Annotated in this window: 20 protein-coding genes and 1 pseudogene; 12 read left to right on the top strand and 9 right to left on the bottom strand. The window is 63.5% G+C overall.

What is annotated here, in order from left to right; all coding sequences use genetic code 11:
- The first annotated feature begins 6 nt into the window (after positions 1-6).
- A complete protein-coding gene (locus NTV05_17035; protein MCX6546102.1) occupies positions 7-3,270 on the top strand; it encodes a CusA/CzcA family heavy metal efflux RND transporter in 3,264 nt (1,087 codons plus the stop codon).
- Here NTV05_17035 and NTV05_17040 read toward each other — a convergent pair.
- On the bottom strand, positions 3,260-5,815 hold the full coding sequence (locus tag NTV05_17040) for a DUF5916 domain-containing protein (protein ID MCX6546103.1): 2,556 nt from the start codon (positions 5,813-5,815) through the stop codon (positions 3,260-3,262). The genes NTV05_17035 and NTV05_17040 overlap by 11 nt on opposite strands.
- A 385-nt stretch (positions 5,816-6,200) precedes the next feature.
- On the opposite strand from NTV05_17040, the gene NTV05_17045 reads away from it, so the two are divergent.
- Positions 6,201-7,514, top strand: coding sequence for a hypothetical protein (locus NTV05_17045; protein ID MCX6546104.1), 1,314 nt, complete (start codon positions 6,201-6,203; stop codon positions 7,512-7,514).
- 1 nt (position 7,515) lies between these two features.
- Here the strand turns inward: NTV05_17045 and NTV05_17050 are convergent, their stop codons facing one another.
- Positions 7,516-9,273 (bottom strand): serine hydrolase, encoded by a 1,758-nt coding sequence (locus NTV05_17050; GenBank protein ID MCX6546105.1) that lies wholly within the window; start codon positions 9,271-9,273, stop codon positions 7,516-7,518.
- Between the two features lie 210 nt (positions 9,274-9,483).
- On the opposite strand from NTV05_17050, the gene NTV05_17055 reads away from it, so the two are divergent.
- A complete protein-coding gene (locus NTV05_17055; GenBank protein MCX6546106.1) occupies positions 9,484-10,236 on the top strand; it encodes a hypothetical protein in 753 nt (250 codons plus the stop codon).
- Here NTV05_17055 and NTV05_17060 read toward each other — a convergent pair.
- Positions 10,175-11,302 (bottom strand): site-specific DNA-methyltransferase, encoded by a 1,128-nt coding sequence (locus NTV05_17060; GenBank protein ID MCX6546107.1) that lies wholly within the window; start codon positions 11,300-11,302, stop codon positions 10,175-10,177. The two genes, NTV05_17055 and NTV05_17060, sit on opposite strands and share 62 nt — an antisense overlap.
- Before the next feature lie 304 nt (positions 11,303-11,606).
- On the opposite strand from NTV05_17060, the pseudogene NTV05_17065 reads away from it, so the two are divergent.
- From NTV05_17065 to NTV05_17095, 7 genes and pseudogenes are all read left to right on the top strand, one after another.
- Positions 11,607-11,825, top strand: a pseudogene (locus NTV05_17065) (IS1 family transposase).
- 239 nt (positions 11,826-12,064) lie between these two features.
- Positions 12,065-12,871, top strand: coding sequence for a hypothetical protein (locus NTV05_17070; GenBank protein MCX6546108.1), 807 nt, complete (start codon positions 12,065-12,067; stop codon positions 12,869-12,871).
- A gap of 242 nt (positions 12,872-13,113) precedes the next feature.
- Positions 13,114-15,090, top strand: coding sequence for a M14 family metallopeptidase (locus tag NTV05_17075; GenBank protein ID MCX6546109.1), 1,977 nt, complete (start codon positions 13,114-13,116; stop codon positions 15,088-15,090).
- A 27-nt stretch (positions 15,091-15,117) separates the two neighbouring features.
- Complete coding sequence (locus NTV05_17080) at positions 15,118-16,992, top strand: M14 family metallopeptidase (protein MCX6546110.1); 1,875 nt, start codon at positions 15,118-15,120, stop codon at positions 16,990-16,992.
- 231 nt (positions 16,993-17,223) lie between these two features.
- The gene (locus NTV05_17085; GenBank protein ID MCX6546111.1) at positions 17,224-18,264 is read left to right on the top strand and encodes a hypothetical protein; all 1,041 of its coding nucleotides are present in this window, start codon (positions 17,224-17,226) and stop codon (positions 18,262-18,264) included.
- Positions 18,261-19,448, top strand: a complete 1,188-nt coding sequence (locus NTV05_17090) for an aldo/keto reductase (GenBank protein MCX6546112.1) — start codon at positions 18,261-18,263, stop codon at positions 19,446-19,448. Before NTV05_17085 ends, NTV05_17090 begins: the two co-directional genes overlap by 4 nt.
- 10 nt (positions 19,449-19,458) lie before the next feature.
- A complete protein-coding gene (locus NTV05_17095; GenBank protein MCX6546113.1) occupies positions 19,459-20,277 on the top strand; it encodes a hypothetical protein in 819 nt (272 codons plus the stop codon).
- A 104-nt stretch (positions 20,278-20,381) separates the two neighbouring features.
- Here the strand turns inward: NTV05_17095 and NTV05_17100 are convergent, their stop codons facing one another.
- The gene (locus tag NTV05_17100; protein ID MCX6546114.1) at positions 20,382-20,687 is read right to left on the bottom strand and encodes a hypothetical protein; all 306 of its coding nucleotides are present in this window, start codon (positions 20,685-20,687) and stop codon (positions 20,382-20,384) included.
- Positions 20,688-20,828: 141 nt separating this feature from the next.
- On the opposite strand from NTV05_17100, the gene NTV05_17105 reads away from it, so the two are divergent.
- A complete protein-coding gene (locus tag NTV05_17105; GenBank protein ID MCX6546115.1) occupies positions 20,829-21,023 on the top strand; it encodes a DNA-binding protein in 195 nt (64 codons plus the stop codon).
- A complete protein-coding gene (locus NTV05_17110) occupies positions 21,020-21,409 on the top strand; it encodes a type II toxin-antitoxin system death-on-curing family toxin (GenBank protein ID MCX6546116.1) in 390 nt (129 codons plus the stop codon). The genes NTV05_17105 and NTV05_17110 overlap by 4 nt, the downstream gene beginning before the upstream one ends.
- Positions 21,410-21,491: 82 nt before the next feature.
- Here the strand turns inward: NTV05_17110 and NTV05_17115 are convergent, their stop codons facing one another.
- From NTV05_17115 to NTV05_17135, 5 genes are all read right to left on the bottom strand, one after another.
- Positions 21,492-21,677: a hypothetical protein gene (locus NTV05_17115; protein MCX6546117.1), complete on the bottom strand. Its 186-nt coding sequence runs from the start codon at positions 21,675-21,677 to the stop codon at positions 21,492-21,494.
- Positions 21,678-21,695: 18 nt separating this feature from the next.
- On the bottom strand, positions 21,696-21,986 hold the full coding sequence (locus NTV05_17120; protein ID MCX6546118.1) for a hypothetical protein: 291 nt from the start codon (positions 21,984-21,986) through the stop codon (positions 21,696-21,698).
- A gap of 110 nt (positions 21,987-22,096) precedes the next feature.
- Positions 22,097-22,582 carry a hypothetical protein gene (locus tag NTV05_17125; protein MCX6546119.1) on the bottom strand — a complete coding sequence of 162 codons (486 nt, stop codon included), beginning with the start codon at positions 22,580-22,582 and terminating at the stop codon, positions 22,097-22,099.
- Positions 22,583-22,611: 29 nt separating this feature from the next.
- Positions 22,612-22,992 (bottom strand): DUF2442 domain-containing protein, encoded by a 381-nt coding sequence (locus NTV05_17130; GenBank protein ID MCX6546120.1) that lies wholly within the window; start codon positions 22,990-22,992, stop codon positions 22,612-22,614.
- Positions 22,934-23,212: a DUF4160 domain-containing protein gene (locus tag NTV05_17135; protein ID MCX6546121.1), complete on the bottom strand. Its 279-nt coding sequence runs from the start codon at positions 23,210-23,212 to the stop codon at positions 22,934-22,936. The genes NTV05_17130 and NTV05_17135 overlap by 59 nt, the downstream gene beginning before the upstream one ends.
- Positions 23,213-23,564: the final 352 nt, after the last annotated feature.

Below are 23,564 nucleotides of genomic sequence, written 5' to 3' on the forward strand. Positions count from 1 at the left end.
TCGGCCATGATTCACGCCATCATCCGCTTCAGCGCCCATAACCGGCTTCTGGTGCTGCTCGCCACGGCGGTCGTCGTGGCCTACGGCGTCTACACGCTGCAGCACATTCCGATCGACGCCATCCCGGATCTGTCGGACACCCAGGTCATCATCTACTCGCGGTGGGACCGCAGCCCCGACATCATCGAGGATCAGGTCACGTACCCGATCGTCTCGGCGATGCTCGGCACGCCGAAGGTGAAGACGATCCGCGGGTTCTCGGACTTCGGCTTCAGCTACGTCTACGTCATCTTCCAGGACGGCACCGACATCTACTGGGCGCGCAGCCGCGTGCTCGAGTACCTGTCGAAGATTCAGCCGCTGCTCCCGAGCGGCGTGAAGACCGAGATCGGCCCCGACGCGACGGGGGTCGGCTGGGTGTTCCAGTATGCGCTGGTCGACGATTCGGGCACGCAGTCGCTGGCCGATCTTCGGACGCTCCAGGACTGGAACCTGCGCTACCGGCTGCAATCGGTGCCGGGAGTCGCTGAGGTTGCCTCGATTGGCGGGTTTGTCCAGCAGTACCAGGTCACCGTCGATCCGAACCGCCTGAAGACGTATGACCTTGCGGTGATGGACGTCTCCGACGCGGTGCGGACCAGCAACAGTGAGGTCGGCGGCCGCCTGCTGGAGCTCGCGGGCAAGGAGTTCATGGTCCGCGGGCGTGGATACGTCAAGTCGAAGGGCGACCTTGAACAGATTGTGCTCAAGACCGACGCACTCGGCACGCCCGTGCTTCTGCGCGACGTCGCCAACGTCGCCATCGGTCCCGAAATGCGCCGCGGCGTCTCTGATCTGGACGGCACCGGCGAGGCGGTCGGCGGCATCATCGTCATGCGCCACGCGGAGAACGCGCGCGAGGTCATCGGACGAGTCAAGGCGCGCCTCAAGGAACTCGAGACGTCCCTTCCGAAGGGCGTCCGGTTCGTGACCACGTACGATCGGTCGCAGTTGATCGACGAGTCGATTGCCAATCTCCGCCACGAGCTCCTCATGGAGATCGCCATCGTCAGCCTCGTCATTCTGCTTTTCCTCTGGCACATCCCGTCGGCCATCGTCCCGATCATCACAATTCCCGTATCCGTGCTGCTGGCGTTCATTCCCATGCGGATGATGGGCATTTCGTCGAACATCATGTCGCTGGCGGGCATCGCCATCTCCATCGGCGTGCTGGTAGACGGGGCCATCGTGGAGGTCGAGAACGCGTACAAGAAGCTCGAACTCTGGCAGGAAGGCGGGCGCCAGGGCGACTATCACGCCGTGCGGCTCGAGGCGCTGCTTGAAGTGGGCCCGTCGGTGTTCTTTTCGCTGCTGGTGATCGCGGTGGCGTTCCTGCCGATTTTCACCTTGGTGGATCAGGAAGGCCGCCTGTTCACGCCGCTTGCCTGGACCAAGAACCTCACGCTGTTCATCGCGGCGATGCTCGCGGTGACACTCGATCCGGCCCTCCGCATGCTCTTCACACGGATGGACTTCCCGACCTGGCGTCCCCGATTCCTGTCGTGGCTGGTCGGGCAGGTGACGGTGGGCCGTTACTACGCGGAAGAGAAGCACCCGATCAGCCGGATGCTGTTCTGGATCTATGAGCCTGCATGCCGCCTGGTGCTGCGCTTTCCCAAGGCGACGATCGTGACGGCCGTGCTGATTGTCGTGTCCACGATCCCGATCTACCAGAAGCTGGGACACGAATTCATGCCGGCGCTGAACGAAGGCACGATCCTGTACATGCCGACGACGCTGCCGGGCATTTCGGTGAGCGAGGCGAGTCGACTGCTCCAGACGCAGGATCGGATTCTTAAGTCGTTTCCTGAGGTCGTGTCGGTGTTCGGCAAAGCCGGCCGCGCGGAGACGTCGACCGATCCCGCGCCGTTCTCGATGATGGAGACGACAGTCATCCTGAAGCCGCCGGCCGAGTGGCGGCCGAAAGTGCGCTGGTACTCCGACCGGGCGCCCGAGTGGCTCCAGGCGTTCCTGTTGCGCCGCATCTGGGCGGACCGCATCTCCTGGACCGAACTCACCGATCAGATGGATGCCGCCTTGAAGATCCCCGGCACGACGAATGCCTGGACCATGCCCATCAAGGCGCGGATCGACATGCTCACCACCGGCGTGCGGACGCCGGTGGGCATCAAGGTGTTCGGTGCCGACGTGAAGCAGATTGAGGCTATCGGAGCGCGCCTCGAGGAGATCCTCCGCGCCGTGCCGGGCACGCGCAGCGTGTTCGCGGAGCGCGCCGCCGGCGGGTACTTCGTTGATTTCGATCTGAATCGGGAGGCGCTGGCCCGGTACGGTTTGTCGGTGGGCGCGGTGCAGGATGTCATCATGTCGGCGGTCGGCGGCGAAAATGTCACCACTACGATCGAGGGCCGCGCGAGGTTCCCGGTCAACGTCCGGTACCCCCGCGCCTTGCGCGACGATCTCGATCGCCTCGGCCAGGTGCTGGTGATGACGCCGTCTGGCGCGCAGATCCCATTGGCGCAGGTGGCCGCCATACGCACCTTGACCGGCCCATCGATGATTCGCAACGAGAACGGGCTGCTCGCCGGCTACGTGTTCGTGGATATGACGGATAGCGACGTGGGAGGCTATGTGGAGCGCGCCCGCGCAGCGGTCGCCGCGAAGTTGACGCTGCCGAGCGGCTACTCGCTCGAGTGGAGCGGCCAGTACGAGAACATGCTGCGGGTGCGCGAGCGGCTGAAGGTGGTTGTCCCGATCACGCTGTTCCTGATCTTCTTCCTGCTCTACATGAACACGAAGTCCGCCTTCAAGGCGTCCGTCGTGATGCTGGCCGTGCCGTTCTCTGTCGTGGGCGCGGTGTGGCTGATGTACGTGCTCGGCTACAACGTGTCGATCGCCGCGTGGGTGGGCATGATCGCGCTCATGGGCCTCGATGCCGAAACCGGCGTCTTCATGCTGTTGTTCCTCGACCTCTCGTACGAAGAGGCGCGAGTGAAGGGGCGGCTGGCCACGCGGGAGGACTTGCACACGGCCATCATTCACGGCGCGGTCAAGCGCGTGCGCCCGAAGATGATGACGGTGGCGGCCGCCATGATGGGTCTGATGCCGATCATGTGGTCGATGGGCACGGGTGCCGACGTCATGAAACGCGTGGCGGCGCCCATGGTGGGCGGGTTGGTCACGTCCTTCGCGATGGAGTTGCTGGTGTATCCGGCGATCTACCTGCTCTGGAAGCGGAGGTCCGTGCCGAAGAACGTGGATGCTACCGGCTGAACCAGTAGCTCACTTTGGCCATCACGACGTTGTCGGCGGGAGCGCCAACCAGGCTGGACATGTCCGAACCAAAGGCAAACTGTCCCGGCCGGGCGTAGTCTTCGCGCTGCTGCGTCCACACGAGGTAGACGGTCGAGCCTGGCTTGAATTCCCACCGGAAGACGGCGTTGACGCGAAGTGACTTGAAATTGAAATTCGGGTCGCCAAACGAGAACGGCGTCCCGCCGTCGCTGCCGGCCGGGTTGACGTTGTACGTGCCCGAGATCGGATCGAAGCCGATCGTACCGAGATCAACGCCGTACCGTTGGAAGGTGAAGGTCCGCGGCGCCGCGGCCTGCTTGAAGTTGCTGTACCGGCCAACCGAGAGCAGGGGCTGCGCGAACACCTGCAGCGACATCCGCGGGCTGACCATGAGATTGACGCGCGTCGTCATGGACCATTCGGTCTGGTCGATCTCGCCAAACACATCTCGCCGGCCGAAGGTCGCCGAGGCGGCCGCATCGAGCGATGTCGTTACGTACTGCGCCACGCCGAACGACCGCAGCAGCGAAGGGCCGAGCTCAACGGTCAGGGCGGGGATCGGTTTCGCGGTGACGGTCACGGAGCCCGACGAATCCCACGAGTTCGATGAGGCTGTCGAGTAACTGCCATTCACGTTGAAGACGAGCAACTTTCGGCTGTCGGTGCTGACCGAGGCGGTGTAGTTGCTGCCACCCGGGTCGCGCATCATCGGTCCGCCCCGCGTCAGGCGGTCGTCGAACGCGGTCATGACGTGTATCCCTGTCACATTAACCGACCAGTAATTCCGGAAGGTGGTTGAGCCGCTGAGGTAAGCTCCGTCACTCATCTTCTCGTGCGCGAAGTTCCACACGTACCACTTGACGGCAATCAGGTTTCGGGATCGGCTGAAGCGATCGGGTGTCGGCTTGAGCCAAAGGGCACCGGCGTGCATGCCCATCCGATCCGCCGTGTTCATGTACCCGACATCATTGGCCTCATAGCCGGGGCTGACCGCCCAGAATGATGCGGCCGGCCGAAGACTGCCCGTGTTTCTCGTGAAGTCCGTCTGGAGATTCCAGCCCGTCAGTGCCTGCGCCGCCGGATCAAACGTGAGGTGTGTCGCGTCCGGACGCTGGAAGTAACGCGCTGACGCCCGTTCGAGCCGTGAGATCGCGGCCGGGGAACCCGCGACGCGGCTGGCCGACAGGGCACCCGTCACGACGTAGTCGCGCCCGCTGCTGAGGAAGGCGTGGCCGTCCACACCGATGACGTACGCCTCATCAACGAGGCGATCTCGAAGGCTGTCAGTCTGCAGACTCCGATTCACCAGTGTCGCGAGCATCCCGATTCCCCCGCGCCGGCCCAGGTCGCGATACGCGCGCGCCGCCACGTAGTTGGTCAGCGGTTCGATCTCGACGCGGCTGCGTGCCGAGCCGGTGGCGACATCGGCCCGCTCGGCCGAGGTCACCGCATCAATCAGATTGAACGTCCATCCGCTGGTCGTCTTGCCCGTGATCTTCGCCGCCCCGAGAATCGTCGTCGACCCCGGCGCATCGACGAAATCCCCACTGGCCGAACCCTGCGGCGCGCGGCCAATCCGGCGTGAATAGAACAGGGTCGGATTCGCTCGATTGAATCCCCAGGAACTGGACGCCCCGTTCCGGCCAAACCGGCTGAACACCTCGGATCCCTCGATGAAGAACGGCCGCTTCTCGTCGTAGAACGTCTCGAACGCCGACAGGTTGACGACGGCCGGGTCCACCTCGACCTGGCCGAAGTCAGGGTTGACCGTCGCATCCACAGTCACGTTGCTCGACACGCCCCATTTTGCGTCGATGCCGATGCTGCCTGCGAGGGTATGTCCGCTCGTGAACGGGTTGTCCGGCTCAACGGTGCTCTTGGCCTCACCTTTCGCGGTGGCATAGGGCAGCAAGTCCAGGTGTCGGCGGCCCCGGACGCCGTCGAGATCGGTCACGTGCCCCGCTCGCGACACGACGGCGCTGTCCTTCTTGGGCGCGAGCGACCACCAGTCTTCCTCATTGGTCCGTGTCACCGTGCGCACGAAGTTCACTCCCCACGTCTGGTGATCCGAGGCGGAGAACCTGAGCTGGGAAAATGGAATCCGCACCTCGGCCGTCCATCCCTGGTCGTCGATCGAGACAGCCGCCTCCCAGACGCCGTCCCATGAGTCGTCCTCGCTCGAATCGTTGAAGAGGACCCCGTCGCGCACGCTCCCGGCGGCCGTGACGGCAAAGAGGGCGCCGGTCAGGTGATCGTGGTGGGGATCGATGCCGATGATGAGAGTGTCGGCCACGCCGCCCGAATCGGCATCGCGACGGGTGAGGCGATGGGCGATCTTCCCGGCCTCGCGGTCGAACATTCGCGCCCCGAAATAGATGGCGTCCGCGTCATACAGGATCCGAACCTCCGTGCGCTCTTCGGCAGGCGTGCCCTCGTTCGGATCGCGCTGAATGAAATGGGTGGCCGGCTCGGCCCGCTGCCAGTCCGCCTCGTCGAGACGGCCGTCGATTACGATGTGGCCCACGGTTCTGACGGCCCGAGCGCTGGGTACAGCCGCGGGTGTGGAGGGAGCGGCGGCCGGCTGTGCCCCGCACACGCTCGCAAAGATGAGGATGGAGATCAGGGCTCCGAATATCCCTCGTGCCCGTCGAATCGTCGATGTACCCGCCACCATCGCTCCTGACTGCGGACGGAGGACCGTCTCAAGGTTAGACACACGGCCTCAGGAGTTGGACGGGAGGGAGACCGGAATTGTTCTGTCGCCCCGTGCGATGGCCGTGCACCGTGCGCGTCTCGGGGTGCACACTCGCGCCCGTGGTTCCCGAACGCGTCCCGTTCATTCATAATGAGGCGGAGATGTTGCCAAGCCCTGCCGCCCATCTCGCCGTCTTCATCAAGATGACATCCCTGTGAATATCGCCCCGGATCGTCCGCTCCGCGCCAGATTCATTCTTGCCTTCTGGTTTCCGCTGGCAGCCACGTGGCTCATGATGGCGGTCGAAGGTCCGTACGTCGCCGCCATCATCGCGCGGATGCCCGATGCGGCATTCAACCTGGCGGCCTACGGTGTGGCGTTCGCGCTGGGGTGGCTCGCCGAATCGCCGATCATGATGCTGCTGACGGCGTCGAATGCGCTGGTGCACGACCGGCAGTCGTTTCTCGCCCTCCGGCGATTCACGCGGCTGTTGAACGCGGGCGTCACCGCGGTGCTGCTCGTCGGTGTCACCCCTCCGGTGTTTGCCTTTCTGACCGGCCGGCTGATCGGCCTGCCCCCCGAGGTGGCGCGCCTCGCGCACATCGCCACGGCGCTGCTGATTCCGTGGCCCGCGGCCATCGGCTATCGCCGGTTCTACCAGGGCATTCTCGTGCGCCATCATCTGACGCGGCGCGTCGCGTACGGCACGGTCGTCCGGTTGACCTTCATGTCGGTGACAGCCGCGGGTCTGGCGTGGACGACGACGCTTCCAGGCGCGGCAATCGGGGCGATGGCGCTCACGGCGGGTGTGGTGGCCGAAGCCGCCGCGAGCCGATGGATGGCACGGCAGATCGTCGCTCAGTTGCTGGCGGCAACCGACGCGCCGTCGGCCTCAGCCCTGTCGCTGCGGGACATCGGCCGCTTCTACTATCCACTCGCACTCACCTCCGTGATTTCACTTATCACCGGGCCGCTGGTCACGTTCTTCCTCGGCCACAGCCGCTCGCCGATCGAGTCGCTCGCGGTCTGGCCGGTCATCAGCGCATTCGTGTTCCTGTTCAGAAGCGGCGGCATTGGATACCAGGAAGTCGCCGTAGCCTTGATCGGAATCCGCCACCAGCACGTCCCTGAGGTGCGGCGCGTCGCCGGACTGCTGGCCGCAGCCGCCACCCTTGCCCTTGGGGTCATCGTCTTTACGCCCGTCGCCGACGTCTGGTTCCGGGTGGTGGCGGGCCTGCAGGGCGACCTGCGGGTATTCGCGATCGACGGAGCCCGCATCCTGGTGCTGCTGCCGGCGCTCGAGTACCTCCTCTCGTTCCAACGCGCGCGTCTGATTGTGGCGCGAAAGACCCGAATGGTGACCGTCGCCACCGCCATCGAAGCCGTCTGCCTCGCGGCTGCGCTCTTCCTGTCGGTGGGTACGTTCAACCTGGTGGGCGCTCTCGCCGCCGCGGTTGCGGTCATGCTGGGGCGGCTGGCCGCCAACGCGTACCTGCTGAGCCCGGCGAGCACGTCGGCCCGCGGTTGACCTACTTCTTCCTTCGGGCCGTCACGGGGCCGGCCGGCGTTTGCAGCACGAGTACGGTTTCGCCAACGGTCGTCGCAAATGAGAGCGCCTGCTCGGCGCCACCCATTTCAAGCGAATAGACCACAAAGCGCCGGTTCGACACGGGCAGGTAGCGCAGTGCGGGGAGTTGCGGCATGCCGAGGATTCCCAGCAGACGCCGCGGCCCCCATACGTAGATGTTGAACACTGAGGCCTTCTCGAAATCGAGACGCACGATGGTCTGGACCGTGTCGCCTCCTCGGGGAACCGTCCCCAGCACGGCCGATTTGACGAACCTCCCGAGCCGTTGTTCGCGGTCGCGCATCATCCCGGCTTCCTGCGTCTTGACGTCTTCGAGCGTTCTCTCACCGCCCATGGCCTCGCGCAAGCCCGAGCGATCTCCCTTGAACGAGCGCGATGAGATGTCGGCGGTTCTGGAGGTCAACTGGGCAAACCGCTCAGCCTGCCCCGCCGGCGGCGAAACGAGCGCCGCCATGGCTTCCTGATCATCGGCGCGGACGGCGAGTGCGTTGCCGTCGGCGGCGATCGCGATCGCGCCGCCCCCGGGCAGCGTCCAGCGGCCGGCGAGCGGCGCCAGCGTCTCGGGTGTGACGGTGACGACAACCGGTGGCATCGCCACCGCTCCGCCGAATAGAATCCGATCGAGGACCTGCACGACAGGGCTGGCCTTCATCTCCGCGTTGGTTGACGTCAGGAAGAGCATCGCGTCTTCGTCGGGGAACCGGAGGAACTCGGCCACATAGACGCCGTTCCCGCCGTTGTGTTGAACGACAGTCGTTCCCCGCACGGTCTTGCCGACAGCCCAGCCGTAGGCATAGAACGAGCGTGCGGCGGGTCCCTCGGCAACGTATGGCTTGACGTACTTTGCCCGCGCCTCCTTCGACAGGACCGCATCGCTGTTGAGCGCGCGGTGCCACGCCAGCATGTCGTCCAGCGTCGTGTGCAATCCGCCATTGCCGCGCAGCATCCAGTAGGGCGCCTCCGGCGGCTCGATGCGCTTGAGGATGGTGCCCCAGTCCTGGCCGTCGCGGTACCCGTGCGCAATGCGTGATGCCGCCCACGCTGGAGCTTTGTAGCCCGTCTCGAGCATGCCCGCCGGCTTCAGCACGTGCTCGATCAGGTACGTCTCGTAGGACGTGCCGGACACCTTCTCCACGATCGCGGCCAGCAGGCTGTAACCGGCGTTCGAGTATTCGTAGCCACTGCCGGGCGGGAAGAGCAGCGTCGACTGCAGTGCGCGCCGCACGTATTCCTCACGCCCGACCGGCTCATAGTCGGTCGGACTGAAGTCCGATTCAAGGCCCGATGAATGGGTCAGCAGATGATGCAGGGTGATGGCGGCCTTGTCGGCAGGCACGCCGTCGAGGTACTTGCTGGCCAGGTCGGTGACGGCGAGTCTTCCCTGCATCTCAAGGGTGAGGATGGCGGCCGCCGTGAACTGCTTGGTGATGGAGCCCAGGTTGTACACGCTGGCGGTGGTCAGAGGAATGTTCCGCGCCCTATCGGCCAGGCCGTACGACTTCTTCAACAAGACGTCTTTGCCGCGAACCGCGAGCGCGCCGCCAGAAAAACCGAACCGTTCGAGCCGGGTCAGGTACTCGTCGAGCCGCTTGCCGACCTCGCCGCTCACGATAGGCCGGTCGTCGGCCAAAGCGGGGCCGGCGGCGGAGGCCAGAACCACGAGCATCGTCGCGAACAGAGATCGCACGAATCGGCGCATGAACACCTCCACAATCTGAAACCCAGCATATCCCAGGGAAGTAGACGCGCTGCGGCCGGCGCCGGTTCGGTATGCAGGACAATCGCGCCGTCGGCCTCGTCCTACGCCAAACACGGACTGCGGTCGATGTTGTCGTGGAATTGTCTACAGTAGCAGCTTCGTCGAGCCGAAACATGAAGAATGCAGGGACCGGCCCGCTTCGCACGGTGGATGAACGACCATCAACACAAGGATCGGAAGACCGGTCGTGTGTACCGCTACCACTCCCGGAGCGACGCCCATTCAATTGCACTCTGCGAGGAAATCCTCAAGGACCTGCTCGACACTTCTCCCACTCTGCGCAAGCACGCCGCACTTGGAATCCTGTCGTACGAGATCAACTGCAGGTTCACGTGGCCGTCATCTGGCAAGACGAAGACGCTTGACCTCGCAATCGGAACGGCCCAAGATCCGCTTCCGCCGGCCGGTGGGGCACTAATCCGTCAGGGTGCCATCGCGGATGTCTTGATAGCCTGTGAGGCCAAGACGGTGATGACCGAGCACGGGAAATCCAAGCCTCGTGTGTACGACGAATTGAGCTCATCCCACGAAATCGTCCACCAGGGTCGGCCCGATGCCATCGCAGCTGGAATCACCGTCGTCAATATCGCCTGGACCTTCGTCTCTCCGTTGCGCCGACAACCAGGTCAGGGAATATACGTTTCTGATCACAAGCAGCCTGAGGCGGCCGCTGGAATGCTCCTGCATTTGAGAGGATTGCCGATTCGGGACGAGGTCGGCAAGGTCGGATTTGATGCCTACGCTTCCGTCGTGATCGACTGCGACAACGTCACGAAAGTCAAGCTATGGACTGACCCACCCGCGCCACAGCCCGGCGACAGGGACCACTACGCTACGTTCATCACTCGGATAAGCCGCTTCTACGACGAACGCTTCTCGACGCTGCCTGCGCGCCGGTACTAGGGCGCGGCCCCTGAGGTCTCGTCGTTCCCTTCTGTGTCCTGCTTTGACCGGACTCACTTCTGGCAGACTCAGAAGCGCTCGCTGGATGAAAACTGAAGTGTGCCCGCGAGAAGAAGTTGCTCTGCGATTCTGCAAGTCGGCTCTTCAGAAACTTGAAATACTCAGCATCCAGCTCAACCGATATGCTGTTACGTCCAGACTTGGATGCGGCCAGCGTTGTCGAGCCTGTGCCTCCAAATGGATCCAAGACGGTATCGCCGACGAAACTGAACATCCGAATGAGGCGTTCCGCGAGCTCTACTGGATAGGGAGCCGGGTGGTCCTTGGTTGACGCCCCTGTCAGTCCAGACCAGATCTGCTGAAACCACACGCGGTGATCTTCTGCAGAAATCACGCTCAAGATCCGGGCGGCGAGGGAGGGGGTTCTGTATCCACTAGCCTTGCGCTGCATCAGAATGAATTCGATGTCGTTCTTGATGACAGCATTCGGTTCGTAGGGTTTGCCAAGGAACCCTCCGCCACCTTCCACCTCGTACACCGCATTTGAGATTTTGTGCCAGATAATCGGCGCCAGATTGTCAAAACCGATCGCCCTGCACTGCTCTTGGATTGAAGCGTGCAAGGGAACCACCATGTGGCGTCCGCCATTCCGCTTGCGGGAAAGGCACACGTCACCGACGACGACTATGAGCCGGCCTCCCGGCACAAGCACTCGGAAACAATGTCGCCAGACCTTGCCGAGTTCCGTCAGAAACTCCTCATAGTCCTCGACGTGCCCGAGTTGACCCTCAGTATCGCGGTATTTCTTAAGCGTCCAGTATGGTGGTGACGTGACGACGAGATGAAGGCTCTCATCGGGTAAGAAGTCCAACGACCGAGAATCGTGGCAGTACAACGAATGGTGAGTGGGAATATCTCGGAGCCTGGAGTGGATCAGCCCGGTGAGTTTGGGATCTCGGGCGATCCTGGGAATGCCAGTCTTGTCGTTCTCCAGCGAGCCGATCTCTGGCGGGAGGAACGCATCGAGATCCGGCGCGAGTTGAGACGACGCGTCAGGGGTTTTCATCTTGGCTCTGCTAATCCTAACATCGTCCGCAAATGCGCGCACGGACCTCGAATGGTCCCCTGAACAGCATCGTCATGTCGTCGTGCTCTGTGCCTCATCTCACACCGGACAGGCACTCTGTCGCCGGGTCCGAAGACCCGGCCAGGCCGCACCGCCTCGGCCTCAATCTCGCGACGCGTCCGAAGACCCGGCCTTCAACGCTAGAGGCCCAGCCCGCCGATGCGTGCTGTCGGCCAATGTGTGACCCCGCTGTCTGGTTGTCCCGTCATTCATGCCAACCGCCGGTAGTTGTCAAAGTTGACCGATGCGGCGGTTCACGTGCCTGACGAACGGATTTTCGAAGAAGGTCGAGAACCACATCTCGGCCGTGGCGCTTTACTTCATGTATTACAACTTCGCCCCAGTGCATCAGACGCTCCGCGTGACCCCCGCGATGGAGGCCGGTCTGGCGGACCACCTGTGGAGCCTCGGGGACACATTGCGCTTACTGGACGGGCAACAGGAGTTGGATACCCATCGTTGAGCGCCCTGCGCCTGGATGTGCCGTGACGAGTAATTAGCCTCCGTCAGGAATCCCAGGCCTAAGCTAACGGAATACACCGCCGCGCAGAACAGGACAAAGCACAGCAACATATGGCCGACAATTCCAACGGTCCGTTCTTGATCGAGAGCCCGGCCGAGCGCAAAGAAAGAGAATAGGCCGAAGAAACACGACGCGAAAACAGACAGCGCAAGATCCAGTTGTGGTTCAACGGACTTTTGATGGTCGCGACCGTTCTGACGGCCGGGATTGTTCTGCGTCAGAACATGATTCTCGACGCGTCTCTTGCCGAGATGAGAAAGCAATCCGTCGCGGCCCAGGCCTCTGTGGGAGCCGCCCAAGATGCGGCTCGGGCCGCAAAGAATAGCGCTGCCTTGGCTGAAAGGCAGGTCGAATACGGCGCCATCGAAGCAAACGCCGCCAAGACTCAAGTCGCGCTCACTGAAGATTCGCTCCGAGCGAGATTGGCTATCACAAAGTACGAACTGCAACCGTTGGTGATCGGTGAACGCCCGAGACTTCAGGTCGAAGTAGAGAATGTCGGCCATTCGGCTGCGATAGATCAACGGAGCGCCTTCTTCTCCATGCGCCTTCCGGCGCTCCTGATGTCGGACATTGGCAAGAAGCCGCACAGCGAGATCATGGCTGGAATCCGGGCAGAACCCTGGTTCCTGTACATCGTTACGCGCCCGAAGACCCTGAACGACCTGCAACTCGCTCAACTGCCCTATTTGCCACCGAATGCTGAGTTCAGCCTTCCCGAAAGGACGGAGGCGGGCGGTCTGGAGCCCGGCGCAAAATCCATCCACATGTCTCTGTATGCTAAACCCTTGACGGAGGGCTTGTTGAAAGAGATACAGGACAACGCAAGGCGGCCGGTGTTCTTTGGCCACTTCAGCTACGCCAGTTTTGGCAAACGCCATGTGACGAGATTCTGTGCGTACACTTTGCCGCCAGGTGGAGAGATCGCAACATTGTCTGGACAGCCATTGATTGCCTGTGGCGGCAAGTGGAACCTCTCCGAATAGAAAGACCGCCAAGCAAAAGAGTAGGCCGCGACAAGCCTTCGGCCAAACCTGACCACTACCCAACCGCAGGAATCCAGCCGCGGCAGCATCAGCTGTGATAGCCTCTCTCAAACACCGGGGCTTATTGTGTGCCCGCGCAGGTTTCCCCGCTTGCCGCGCCACACTTCTGCCTGCAGCACCCCGCTTTCTCATGGTCTGACGGCGCAGGGTCCTGCCCACCATTTTTCCATCAGGAGGACGCAGTGCGGATTACAGCAGGACGCGTCGGTCGAGCCACGGCTCGCGCGGCGACGCTGGCGGCCATCATCGGATGGCTGGCTGTCGCGCCGACCGGGGCCGCCGACACCACGAAGTACCACACTCACGCGGAGCTCTCTGCGGCGTTGAAGGCCGCGGCCGCCGCGCATCCGAATCTGGCGACGCTGGTGTCGATTGGCAAGTCGGCCGAAGGTCGAGACATCTGGGCGATCGAGATCGCCAATCAGTCAGGCACACCCGTCGACCAGCGGCCCGGCCTGCTCATCGCGGCCAACTTCGAAGGCGATCACCTGATCGGCAGCGAGCTGGCCGTCTACCTGGCCGACTATCTGCTCACCTCGTACGCCACGGACGCCGTCGTCAAGCAGCGTCTCGACAACCACGTCTTCTACATCGTGCCGCGCGTCAATCCTGACGGCGCCGAGCTGATGTTCGCGCCGGTCAAGACCGGCCGCCGCACCAACGGCACGAAGTTCGACGCCGACAACGACGGCCGGATCGACGAGGATGGGCCGGAGGATCTCAACAAGGACGGTTTCATCACCGTGATGCGCGTCAAGGACCCGAAGGGTCCGTACATGGTTCATCCCGATGATGCCCGGCTGATGAAGCGCGCTGATCCAGCCAAGGGCGAGACCGGCCGCTACGCGATCTACTGGGAAGGGACCGACAAGGACGGCGATGGATTCATCGCCGAGGACGGCCCGGGCGGCACCGACATCAACCGCAACTTCCAGCATCAGTACCCGTACTACCAGACCGACGCGGGCCGGTACATGGTGAGCGAGTCCGAGACGCGCGCGATGCTCGACTACGTGATCAAGCACCGCAACATCGCCTCTGTGCTCACGTTCGGTGAAAACGACAATCTGATCTCCACGCGCGCCGGTGCGGCCAACCCGATTAATCTCATCGACTTCGCCGAGCGCAGCCTTGCGGATGCACGCCGAGTCGGCATCTTCCCGGAGATCTCGGGCGGATTCGGGCGCGGCGGGCGCGGGGGCGGCGGGGGCGGTGAGGGTCGCGGCGGACAGCAGGCGGCGGCGTCAGGCGGGCGGGGCGGCGGGGGCGCTGGAGCGGTCGCGGCCACCACGGTGAATGCCGCCGATGCCGAGTACGTCAACGCGATCATGACCAAGTACCGCGAGATCACTGGCCTGCGTAATGCCGGCTACACACGCGCACCGGCCGGGGCCTTCTACGAATACGGTTACTACCAGTACGGTGTCCCGTCGTTCTCGACGCCGGGCTGGGGCTTGCCTGGCGCAGGTCGACCAGCGGGCGCTGGCACGCCGGGTGGCGACACCGGACGAGGAGGGGCCGCGCCGGCTGGCATGACGGCCGGGGCGGGACCCGGTCGCGGCCGCGGCGGGGCGGGCGGCGGGATGATGGCGGGAGGCGGCGGCGAGGGCACTGTCGCCGAAGGGGTTGATCTGCGACTGCTCCAGTGGATGGATGGCGAGAAGATCGACGGGTTCGTCAACTGGACGCCGTTCAAGCATCCGACGCTTGGCGAGGTGGAAATCGGCGGCTTCAAGCCCTACTCCACGACCAACCCGCCAGCTGCGAAGATCGCCGATCTCGGCGCGAGCCACGCGAAGTTTGTTCTCTATTTGACGTCGCTCTTCGCGAAGGTGAAGATCGCGAACACGGAAGTCACTGCCCTCGGCGGCGGGATCTATCGGATCCGGGCCGACGTTGAGAACACCGGCTATCTGCCGACGGCGATGGTCCAGGGGGTAATCGCCCGTTCGGTCAAACCCGTCATGGTGCAATTGGGCGTGCCCCCCGAATCGATCATCACGGGCAACGAGAAGACCAACCACATCAACGCCCTGGCAGGATCGGGCACGCGCCAGTCGTTCGAATGGGTCATCAAGGGCAAGCCGGCGCAGGCGGTCACCTTGAAGGTCGTGTCGCAGAAGAGCGGTGCCGATACCGCGACCATCACCCTCCAGTAATTACCAGCCACTCGCAGGAGAAGAGACATGAACATGCATGCGAAGCTCATCGCGACCGCTGGTCTGCTGGCAGCAGTGGCGGTCTGCACCTCATCCGGCGTCTCGGGCCAGGCCAGGCCGGCCGCAGCCGAGCAGCCCACACTCGCGGCGGCGAGCCAGGCGTCCAAGGCCACGGTGGCCGCTCAGGCGCCCAAGACGTGGGCGGACACCCCGACATCCGAGCGCACGTACAAGGTGAAGCTTGATTTCAACCGCTGGCACGATGTCGCGGAACTCCAGGCGGATCTGCGGACGCTCGAGAAGGCGTATCCGAAGTTCCTGAAGTACATCACGCTCGGCAAGAGCTACGACGGGCGCGATCTGGCCGCCATGATCGTGAACAACCCCGACACGGGGCCGGACACGTCGAAGCCGGCGATGTACATCGAAGCCAACATTCACGGGAACGAGATCCAGGGCGGAGAGATCTGCATCTACACGATCTGGTACCTGATGGAGAACTACGGCAAGATCGACAAGATCACCAAGCTCGTCAACGAGCGGGCGTTCTACATCGTGCCGACGGTCAACCCGGACGGCCGCGACTACTTCATGCACGGCCCCGGCGGCAACGCGCGCTCGGGCCACATGCCGGTCGATGATGACAACGACTATCAATTCGATGAGGACGGCCCGGAGGATCTGAACGGGAACGGCGTCATCGAGCAGATCCGCAAGTACGTCCCCGGCGAAGGCACGCACCGGAAGAGCGCCGCCGATCCACGGATGATGGAGCCGGTGGGCCCGGGCGAAAAGGGCGACTACATTCTGCTTGGTCAGGAAGGCATCGATCACGACGGAGACGGCCGCGTGGGCGAGGATGGGCTGGGCAGCTACGATCCAAATCGGAATTTCCCGGCGGACTGGCAGCCGAACTACATTCAGAGCGGCTCGATGGACTACCCGTTCGAACTGCCCGAAGCGAAGGCGGTCAACGACTTCCTGCTGGCGCATCCGAACGTGGCCGGGCTGCAGACGTACCACAACAACGGCGGCATGATTCTGCGCAGCCCCGGCGCCGAGCAGACCGGCGAGTACCCGGGCTCTGACGTCCGCGCGTACGACGAAATCGGCCGGATGGGTGAGCGCCTGCTGCCCTTCTACCGGTATCTCGTCATCTGGAGCGGTCTCTACACGGTACACGGTGGCACCACCGACTGGAGCAACGACACGCTGGGCATCCTCTCGTTCTCGAACGAACTCTGGAACAACGGGCAGTACTTCACCAGCCCGGAACTGAAGGAGCAGCAGAAAGATCCGAACAGCCCGATTGCTCCGCGCGTCGCCAACACCTTCTTCAACGACTACCTGGAGTTCGGCGACGAGCTGACGGAGTGGAAGGAATTCACCCATCCACAGTTCGGCAAGGTCGAAATCGGCGGCGTCATGAAGAAGACGTTCGGCCGCGTGCCGCCCCGGTTCATGAACGAAGAGCTGTGCCACCGCAATATGGCGTTCACGCTCTACCAGGCGGAAGAAATGCCCCAGATGAAGATGGGCGACGCCAAGGTGGAGAAGCTCGCCGATGGCGTGTTCAAGGTGTGGCTGGACATTCAGAATGACGGCATCGCGCCGACCATCATGGCCAAGGCGGCGGCCAATAACGTGGTGCGCCCGGACCTGATCACGCTTGACGGGAAAGGCGTGGAGGTGGTGTCGGCGAGCTGGCTGCCGACGAAGTGGCGGCCGGCAGTCGCGCAGATCATCGATCAGAAGGACCTGAAGCGGATCATGGTCCGAAGCGGACACCTGGGCCGGACGACCAAGACGATCCAGTACTTCGTCAAGGGCACCGGCAGCATCTCGGTGAAGTACGACAGCCTCAAGGGCGGCACGGTGCAGAAGACGATCGTGTTGCAGTAACGCTTGCGTCAGTGTGGGTGGGGGGCGGCGCCGCGCGTGGCGCCGTCTCCGCTTTTGGGACGCCGAAGCTGCCGCAGGCAGCGAAGGCGCCCCGGCTTCTCGTTGATCGTTACAGGAGCTTGTGACATGCGCGACTGGACCCCGGCTTTCGCCGGGGTGACGACAAACTGCTTCGCTCGACGAGATGAGACCCCTGGAAGTGTCACCAACGTGTTCGCGAGATTACGTGGGATGAGTCTTCGGCGGGCGGTCCAGGCGCAGGTGTTCGGAAGATGTCTCATCGCGCTGCTGGGCATCCTCGCGGCAACGGCGTGCGGAGGCGGATCGTCCGTTCCAGCTTCGCCACCCGCCGGAGTTCCGGCCGCGCAGGCGTCCGCGGTCGCCCAATCCACGACGGCAACAGGCGGACCGGCCTCGCCAATGATGCGATTGCTGCCCGAGAAGGCGGGCGACTGGACCAGAACCGGCGCGCCGCAGCGGTACGGACCCGACGATCTCTGGGAGTACATCGACGGTGGCGCAGATCAGTACGTGTCTTACGGATTCCAGGAAGTGGTCGCCGCGAAGTACTCGAACGCCGCTGGCGCCACGGCGACGGTCGACATCTACCAGATGGAGGAGCCGGTCGGCGCGTTTGGCATCTACGCCCAGGAGGACAATCCAAAGGCCACCCCCGTCCGGCTTGGCGTCGAAGGGCAGGCGGGCGCCGACTCGGTGCGCTTCTGGAGCGCCAACTACTACGTGAAAATGGTGTCGACCCCGCCAGGCAAGTCGCCGAAAGACGCGTCGGTGGCACTCGGCGCGACCGTCGCAGGCGGCCTTGGCGACTCTGGCACACCGCCGCGTGAATTGTCGCTGTTCCCTGCCAAAGGTCTCGTCGCCGGTTCCATTCGGTACATACCGGCCAACATGCTCGGCCAGGCCGGATTCAGCCGCGGCTTCGAGGCGAAGTACGCAGCGACTCCCGAAACCTCGACGCTGGTCATCGTGCCGTTCAAGGACGCAGAGGGCGCCCGTGCCGCGCTCGCGACATACCGGGCCTTTCTCGGACAGAACGGCAAGCCCATCACGTCGGCGCCGGCGCCGTGTGATGGCAGCGTGCTCGCCCATGACCGGTTCTCCGGCCTCATCTTCGCGGCCCGGTCTGGATCGTGGCTTGCCATCTCGCTCGGGAACCCGGATGAACGCGCTGCCCGCGCGCTGTTGACGGACATCTGTGGCAGCCTCACTCGATTCTCCGCCGCGTCGTCCCGAAAGGCAGGTTTGCGATGAGCCGTTTCAGCCGCCGCGATTTCTTTCGCGCGTCCACTGCCGTGGCCGCTGCCGCGGCCATTCCGATCAGCAACGAGCCGGCACGAGCGCAGGCGGCCACGGGGTCGACCGTTCGTCGATTCAAGACACTCGGCAAGACGGGATGGAAGGTGGGCGACATCTCTGCCGGATCGGGCCAGCAGGACCCGGGCGTGCTCAATCACGCCTTCGAGTGCGGCATCAACCTGATCGATACCGGCGCGCAGTACGGCGGGCACGAGGAGATTGTCGCCAAGGCGCTCCCCACATGGCGCGACAAGGTCTTCGTCCTCGACAAGTGGGATCCGCCGCTCGTGACAGCGACGGTGACCAAGGGGGCGCTGCTCGAGGCGCTCGACGTCTCCCTGAAGAAGCTGAACACCACGTACATCGATTGCATGATGATCCATTCGATTGGCCACCCCCGCTACGGCGGCCTCGAGCGGATCCAGAATCCGGCGATCTACGAGGCGTGGGACGAGGCGAAGCGCCTGAAGAAGATCCGATTCACCGGCGCGTCGAGCCACGGTGTGAAGATGATCGAGGAGATGAACTGGGGACTCGATAACAACCGCTTCGACGTCATCCTGATTGGCGCCAACTTCCTGACGAAGGGCGTCGAGCCGGTGCTCAAGAAGGCGCGGGCCAAAGGAGTCGGCACCATCGCCATGAAGACGATGACCGTCGTTCAGTCTGGCCTGAACATCCGCGCGCTTCAGAACCAGCACACGAACGTTCGCCAGGCGTGTCTCAAGTGGATCCTGGCCTCGGATCTGTTCGATACGCTCGTCGTCCGAATGCCCAACTACGACCAGGTCAACGAGTACCTCGCGGTCTCCGGGACGACGTCCCTTGGTCGCCAGGACCAGAAGTATCTGAATATGGTCTCGGCCTCGGTCAGTTCGCGCTATTGCCGGCCCGGTTGCGGGGCCTGCCACGAGGCGTGTCCCAGGAACGTGCCCGTGGCCGACATCCTCCGCTACAAGATGTACTTCGAGGACTACGGCGACCAGAAGTTCGCGATGCAGCGCTATGGCATGGTGCCGGCGTCGACGAGGGCCACGGCCTGCGCCGGCTGTTCGGCGCCCTGCGAGCCGGCCTGTCCGTACGGTCTGCGCGTCCGTGATCGGCTGGTCGAGGCGGATCGCCAGTTGCGGTTTGCGTGAGGAGACGATGATGGACAGACGAATTCTGGTGACACTGGCCGCGATGCTCGTGGCGGCCTGCCTGGCCGTCGGCGGCGCAAGCCCATCAGCATCCGGCGGGCCGTTGGACCTGGCTGCCGTCATGCCGCAGGCGACGTCAACCGCCGGCGGGATTCTGGCGAAGTCGGTCGCGGCGCACGGCGGCGACAAGCTGATCAGGTGGCAGACGCTCACAATCAAGGGCACCGTGCGGATGGAGGATGGCATCTCGTACAACGCGGCGTTTCTGCTGCGCGCGCAGGCGCCGGGTCGCATTCGCGTTGACCAGGACATGACGGCCGACCACGGCCGGCTGTTCTACGAGTACTTCATGCACGACGGCGTGGCCTGGAGCCGACGGAATCTCGTCGTGGCGAGCTACGACACCGCCCGGATGCAGCGCTGGATGGATCACTGCTCTGGCATCGCGTTCTACGCGCACCAGCCAGGGATCCCGGAGATGAAGCCCGACGCCGACGTGACGTGGAAGCCAACGGGCGAGGCCGGCGCAACACCGGCGCCGCAGACGCGAAGGACGTTTGTCTTGGCGGTCACGGTCGGTAAGGAGCTGCGCGAGATCTACATCGACAAGGAGACGTCGCGCTTCCTCAAGGAGACGACGCCATCGGGCTCGCGGGTGTTTTCGGACTTCAAGACGTTTGGCGGGGTCGTGTGGCCAACTCGAATTCTGGAGACCGCGAAGACGCGCCAGGGCGAAAGCCAGACGCCGTTTGTCTACACGAGCGTGACGTACAACACCCCTATCGACGCGTGGGTGTTCACCGAGGACAAGCCGGCCGCGAAACACTGAGGGTTCCGCGAGGCGCGTTCGCCCGATTCTGTCCTTCCAGCTCGCTGGTGCTGGCGCATGAGGTGCGGCCGGCGCCGGTCCGGCGTGGCAGACGACCTTCCAGGTTAAAGATCAAGGAAGAAGACCGGTGCCAGCGCTGCGAGCGCCGCGACCGCTTGCAGCGCCAGCACTGACAGTGCAGATTTTGGACTCCGGGGCAGCCAGCGGATCGCGAACAGCGCAACGATCGGAATCTGTGCAGCCATCAGTAGCTGCCAAAGATGGGCAGCGGTGCCCTCGTCGACCTCGCGAGCCACGCCGGACATGATGATGTGAACAAGCACAATGGCGAGCGCGGCAATCGACATCGCGACCGGAACACAGGCACTCGGCTGCTTCAATAATGCGATACTGGACAGTTTCGATTGCATAAGAGTCCACGCGTCTTGAGGTCAAGCGCCGCATCGAGCGGGACATCCTCGGCCGGTGAGCCTTCCACTCCGGATCAGTTCGCCGGCCGCCGTCGGCTGCGAGAGCTTGTTGGGCAGCGCCCTTGGCTGTAGAGTAGCCCTATGGAACTGGCCATTGAACTCCCGGCCGCTCAGGTCGCCCGCTTGCGCGAGGAAGCCGCCCGGCTCGGTGTGCCGCCTGCCGACTTGGCACGCGCCGCCGTGGTCGATTTGCTCGCGGCCAAAGACGACGACTTCCGAACGGCCGCCGAACGCGTTGTCAAGAAGAACGACGAACTGTACCGACGCCTTGCCTGATGCGCTACCTGACCCTGGGCGAGGTCGTCGCACTACACCGGTCCATTGTCGAAACGTCAGGAGGTGCCGTCGGCGTCCGCGACCTGGGGGCACTCGAATCGGCCTTGGCGCAACTCCGAAGTACGTTTGATGGCGCTGACCTCTACCCGTCGCTTGCCGAAAGAGCAGCCGCGCTCGGGTACTCGTTGGTGCAGAACCACCCGTTCCTGGATGGCAACAAGCGATTAGCGCACGCCGCCATGGAGACCTTCCTCATCCTGAACGGCCTCGAGGTCGACGCCATTGTCGACGAGCAAGAGCAGTTGATGCTCGGGCTTGCCACAAGTCGCGTCTCGCGCGCCGAATTGGTCGCGTGGCTCCGCGACCACACCAAGAGCCTCCGCTGACTTCGACTCGGACTAAAGCTGTCTAACGCCTGCGGCTCACGGGTCGCCGCACCACTTCGTCTCCGTCGGCTCCATTCGCTTGTTAGCCATTCAGCCCCGATTCCTCGCTGACCATCCTGATTGATTCCGCAGCGATGGCCTCGTCGGTTATTCCGAACGTCTCTCGAATCGGCCGGACCAGCGCCTCGAGTCTGCGTTCAGCGTCGCGAAAGAGCTCTTGCGCCGCTTCAAGCGCGATGATCATTTGCTGGCAGCCGAGTTCGGTCATGAACTCAATGGCGCGTTCTCAAAAGTAGTCGTGGGCGAGCCAGTTTCGCTTGGAGAGGGCCTCTCGAAGACGTGCCGACAGATCTGCCGGCACGTCGACGTGTTGCTTGAGCTCGCGCAGAAGCTGACCAAGCGTGCTCTCGAACTGGCGATCCATGAATGCGTCGATCCGTGGCCTGGCAATTCGGCCGCGATCCGGCATTCGGGCAATGACCATCGCATTTACGATGACATGCTCCAGGACTTGCGCTCTGTACATGGCCAAGCCGTAATAGGCATAAGTGTCGCGAACGAGATCGTCCCTGTTCATCACTCCCGTCCGATTGGATGGCTAACGATCCGCGGCCACCCGCCGGCGCGCAGCATGCCACTCGCGCCGTCGGGTGCAGCGCGTTAGGCTGCCGCCTCTCGTCTACGCCATCATCGGCCTTCACCACGAACCGGGTCGGTCGTCCGACCACGGCCTGCCAAGAGCCTGGGCTCGCGAACGATCACCCGCAGTACGTCCTTCCGGCAGAACGGCCACGCCTCGAAGTCTCCGGCCTCAAGGAACTCCTCCCACTTTCGGCGCTTCATGCGCTCCCACCAACCGAACGTCACAAGGTTGAGCGGCCAATTCACGATCCGGATGAACGAGTACTCAGGCCAGAAGTACTCCTCGTTTGAATACAGGAAGGCGATCCAACGAGATACGGTCCTCCGTCCGACTGACCCTCGCGGCAGCCTGCCCTCGACGAAATGGTTCTTGGTGTCGTCATAGAGCTGCCAGGCCATCTGCTTCACCGCCACGGCCCCGCGGTCTCGCCAGTCGACTTCGACTTCATCCAAGTCGTCGTTGGTGATTCGACCGGAGACATAATGCCGCAGCCGTTCGGCAAGTCGGTCGCGCGAAGCCCGATGGATCATGTTGGTTTCAGTCAGCCTACGATCAGCGCTCAGCCGCGAGCCGCCTGTACGGGGCGCGTTGACTTGGTGTCGCCTCTCCGGCGGCTCGTCGGCTGCAGCGCCCTGTTAGCCGGGCGCTTGCGGGCAGCCCGCCAACGCCGCAACGACGCCGCGCTTTCGCCTGAAGGCAACCCACACAGCAGAGCCTCCACCGAGATGTCCTCGTCGATGTCCGGCCAGTGGATGCCAGCTCCGGGCCCTACCAACACCCACGCCCGGCGCTCCCGGGGAGACGCGTCCGCCAGTCGTGGATACCAACTTAGCGGAACCGATACCACCCGCCCATCGGCAAGTGCCACAGTCAACACGTCCTCAGTGACGCGAACCTGTTTGGCCGCCGCCGTTGCCGCCGCCGATGCCAAAGTACTCATGCCATGCCTTCAGGAATTCGGCCTCGTGCTGCTGAACGAGACCCGCCAGTCGCTGCACCTCGTGCGCCCCGAATCCGAGATTGGTCGCCAGTCGGGCTGGCGTCAACCAGAACTTCGCCAGTCTTCGCTCGCGTGCGACGTGCACGTGCGGCGGTTCGGCTCGGTCGCTCGAGAAGAAAAAGAACCGATACGGACCGCTCTGAAGAATGGTAGGACTCACGTGGCCTGATCTTGCCAGTTTTCGGGGTGAACCGCCACTCCAGTCGTTGCTGCGGCTAACGTCTCGCTCTGAGCCGCAGCGCCGCCGGCGAAAGGTCCAGCGCGGTCGGATCCAGCGCCTGGTCAGCCGGCTTCTTCCCGTGCTGGTCTCGTCGGCTGGTCGCAGATCCAGACTGTCCCATATAAGAGAGAGATACAGACGAAGCCGAGAACTAACCTTGATGCGTCAATCGTGAGTGCGCGCGCAACGGAGCGGCCCACGCCCTGATTACTTACTTTTCTATTGAAAAAGGCCTTCCGCTGAGGGTAGAAGGAGATACCACTCAACCCTCAACCCCGCAACGAAAGGCCAC

The organism is Acidobacteriota bacterium (assembly GCA_026393755.1).
Classification (GTDB): domain Bacteria; phylum Acidobacteriota; class Vicinamibacteria; order Vicinamibacterales; family JAKQTR01; genus JBAXOX01.

Bases quoted from the DNA above. Each gene is read 5' to 3' on its own strand.
- NTV05_17060 (MCX6546107.1), bottom strand. From the start codon at position 11,302: ATGAAAACCCCTGACGCGTCGTCTCAACTCGCGCCGGATCTCGATGCG.
- NTV05_17085 (MCX6546111.1), top strand. From the start codon at position 17,224: ATGAGTCTTCGGCGGGCGGTCCAGGCGCAGGTGTTCGGAAGATGTCTC.
- NTV05_17125 (MCX6546119.1), bottom strand. From the start codon at position 22,582: ATGATCCATCGGGCTTCGCGCGACCGACTTGCCGAACGGCTGCGGCAT.
- NTV05_17120 (MCX6546118.1), bottom strand. From the start codon at position 21,986: ATGAACAGGGACGATCTCGTTCGCGACACTTATGCCTATTACGGCTTG.
- NTV05_17105 (MCX6546115.1), top strand. From the start codon at position 20,829: ATGGAACTGGCCATTGAACTCCCGGCCGCTCAGGTCGCCCGCTTGCGC.
- NTV05_17070 (MCX6546108.1), top strand. From the start codon at position 12,065: ATGGTCGCGACCGTTCTGACGGCCGGGATTGTTCTGCGTCAGAACATG.
- NTV05_17100 (MCX6546114.1), bottom strand. From the start codon at position 20,687: ATGCAATCGAAACTGTCCAGTATCGCATTATTGAAGCAGCCGAGTGCC.
- NTV05_17115 (MCX6546117.1), bottom strand. From the start codon at position 21,677: ATGACCGAACTCGGCTGCCAGCAAATGATCATCGCGCTTGAAGCGGCG.
- NTV05_17090 (MCX6546112.1), top strand. From the start codon at position 18,261: ATGAGCCGTTTCAGCCGCCGCGATTTCTTTCGCGCGTCCACTGCCGTG.
- NTV05_17055 (MCX6546106.1), top strand. From the start codon at position 9,484: ATGAACGACCATCAACACAAGGATCGGAAGACCGGTCGTGTGTACCGC.
- NTV05_17035 (MCX6546102.1), top strand. From the start codon at position 7: ATGATTCACGCCATCATCCGCTTCAGCGCCCATAACCGGCTTCTGGTG.
- NTV05_17130 (MCX6546120.1), bottom strand. From the start codon at position 22,992: ATGAGTACTTTGGCATCGGCGGCGGCAACGGCGGCGGCCAAACAGGTT.
- NTV05_17095 (MCX6546113.1), top strand. From the start codon at position 19,459: ATGGACAGACGAATTCTGGTGACACTGGCCGCGATGCTCGTGGCGGCC.
- NTV05_17050 (MCX6546105.1), bottom strand. From the start codon at position 9,273: ATGCGCCGATTCGTGCGATCTCTGTTCGCGACGATGCTCGTGGTTCTG.
- NTV05_17080 (MCX6546110.1), top strand. From the start codon at position 15,118: ATGAACATGCATGCGAAGCTCATCGCGACCGCTGGTCTGCTGGCAGCA.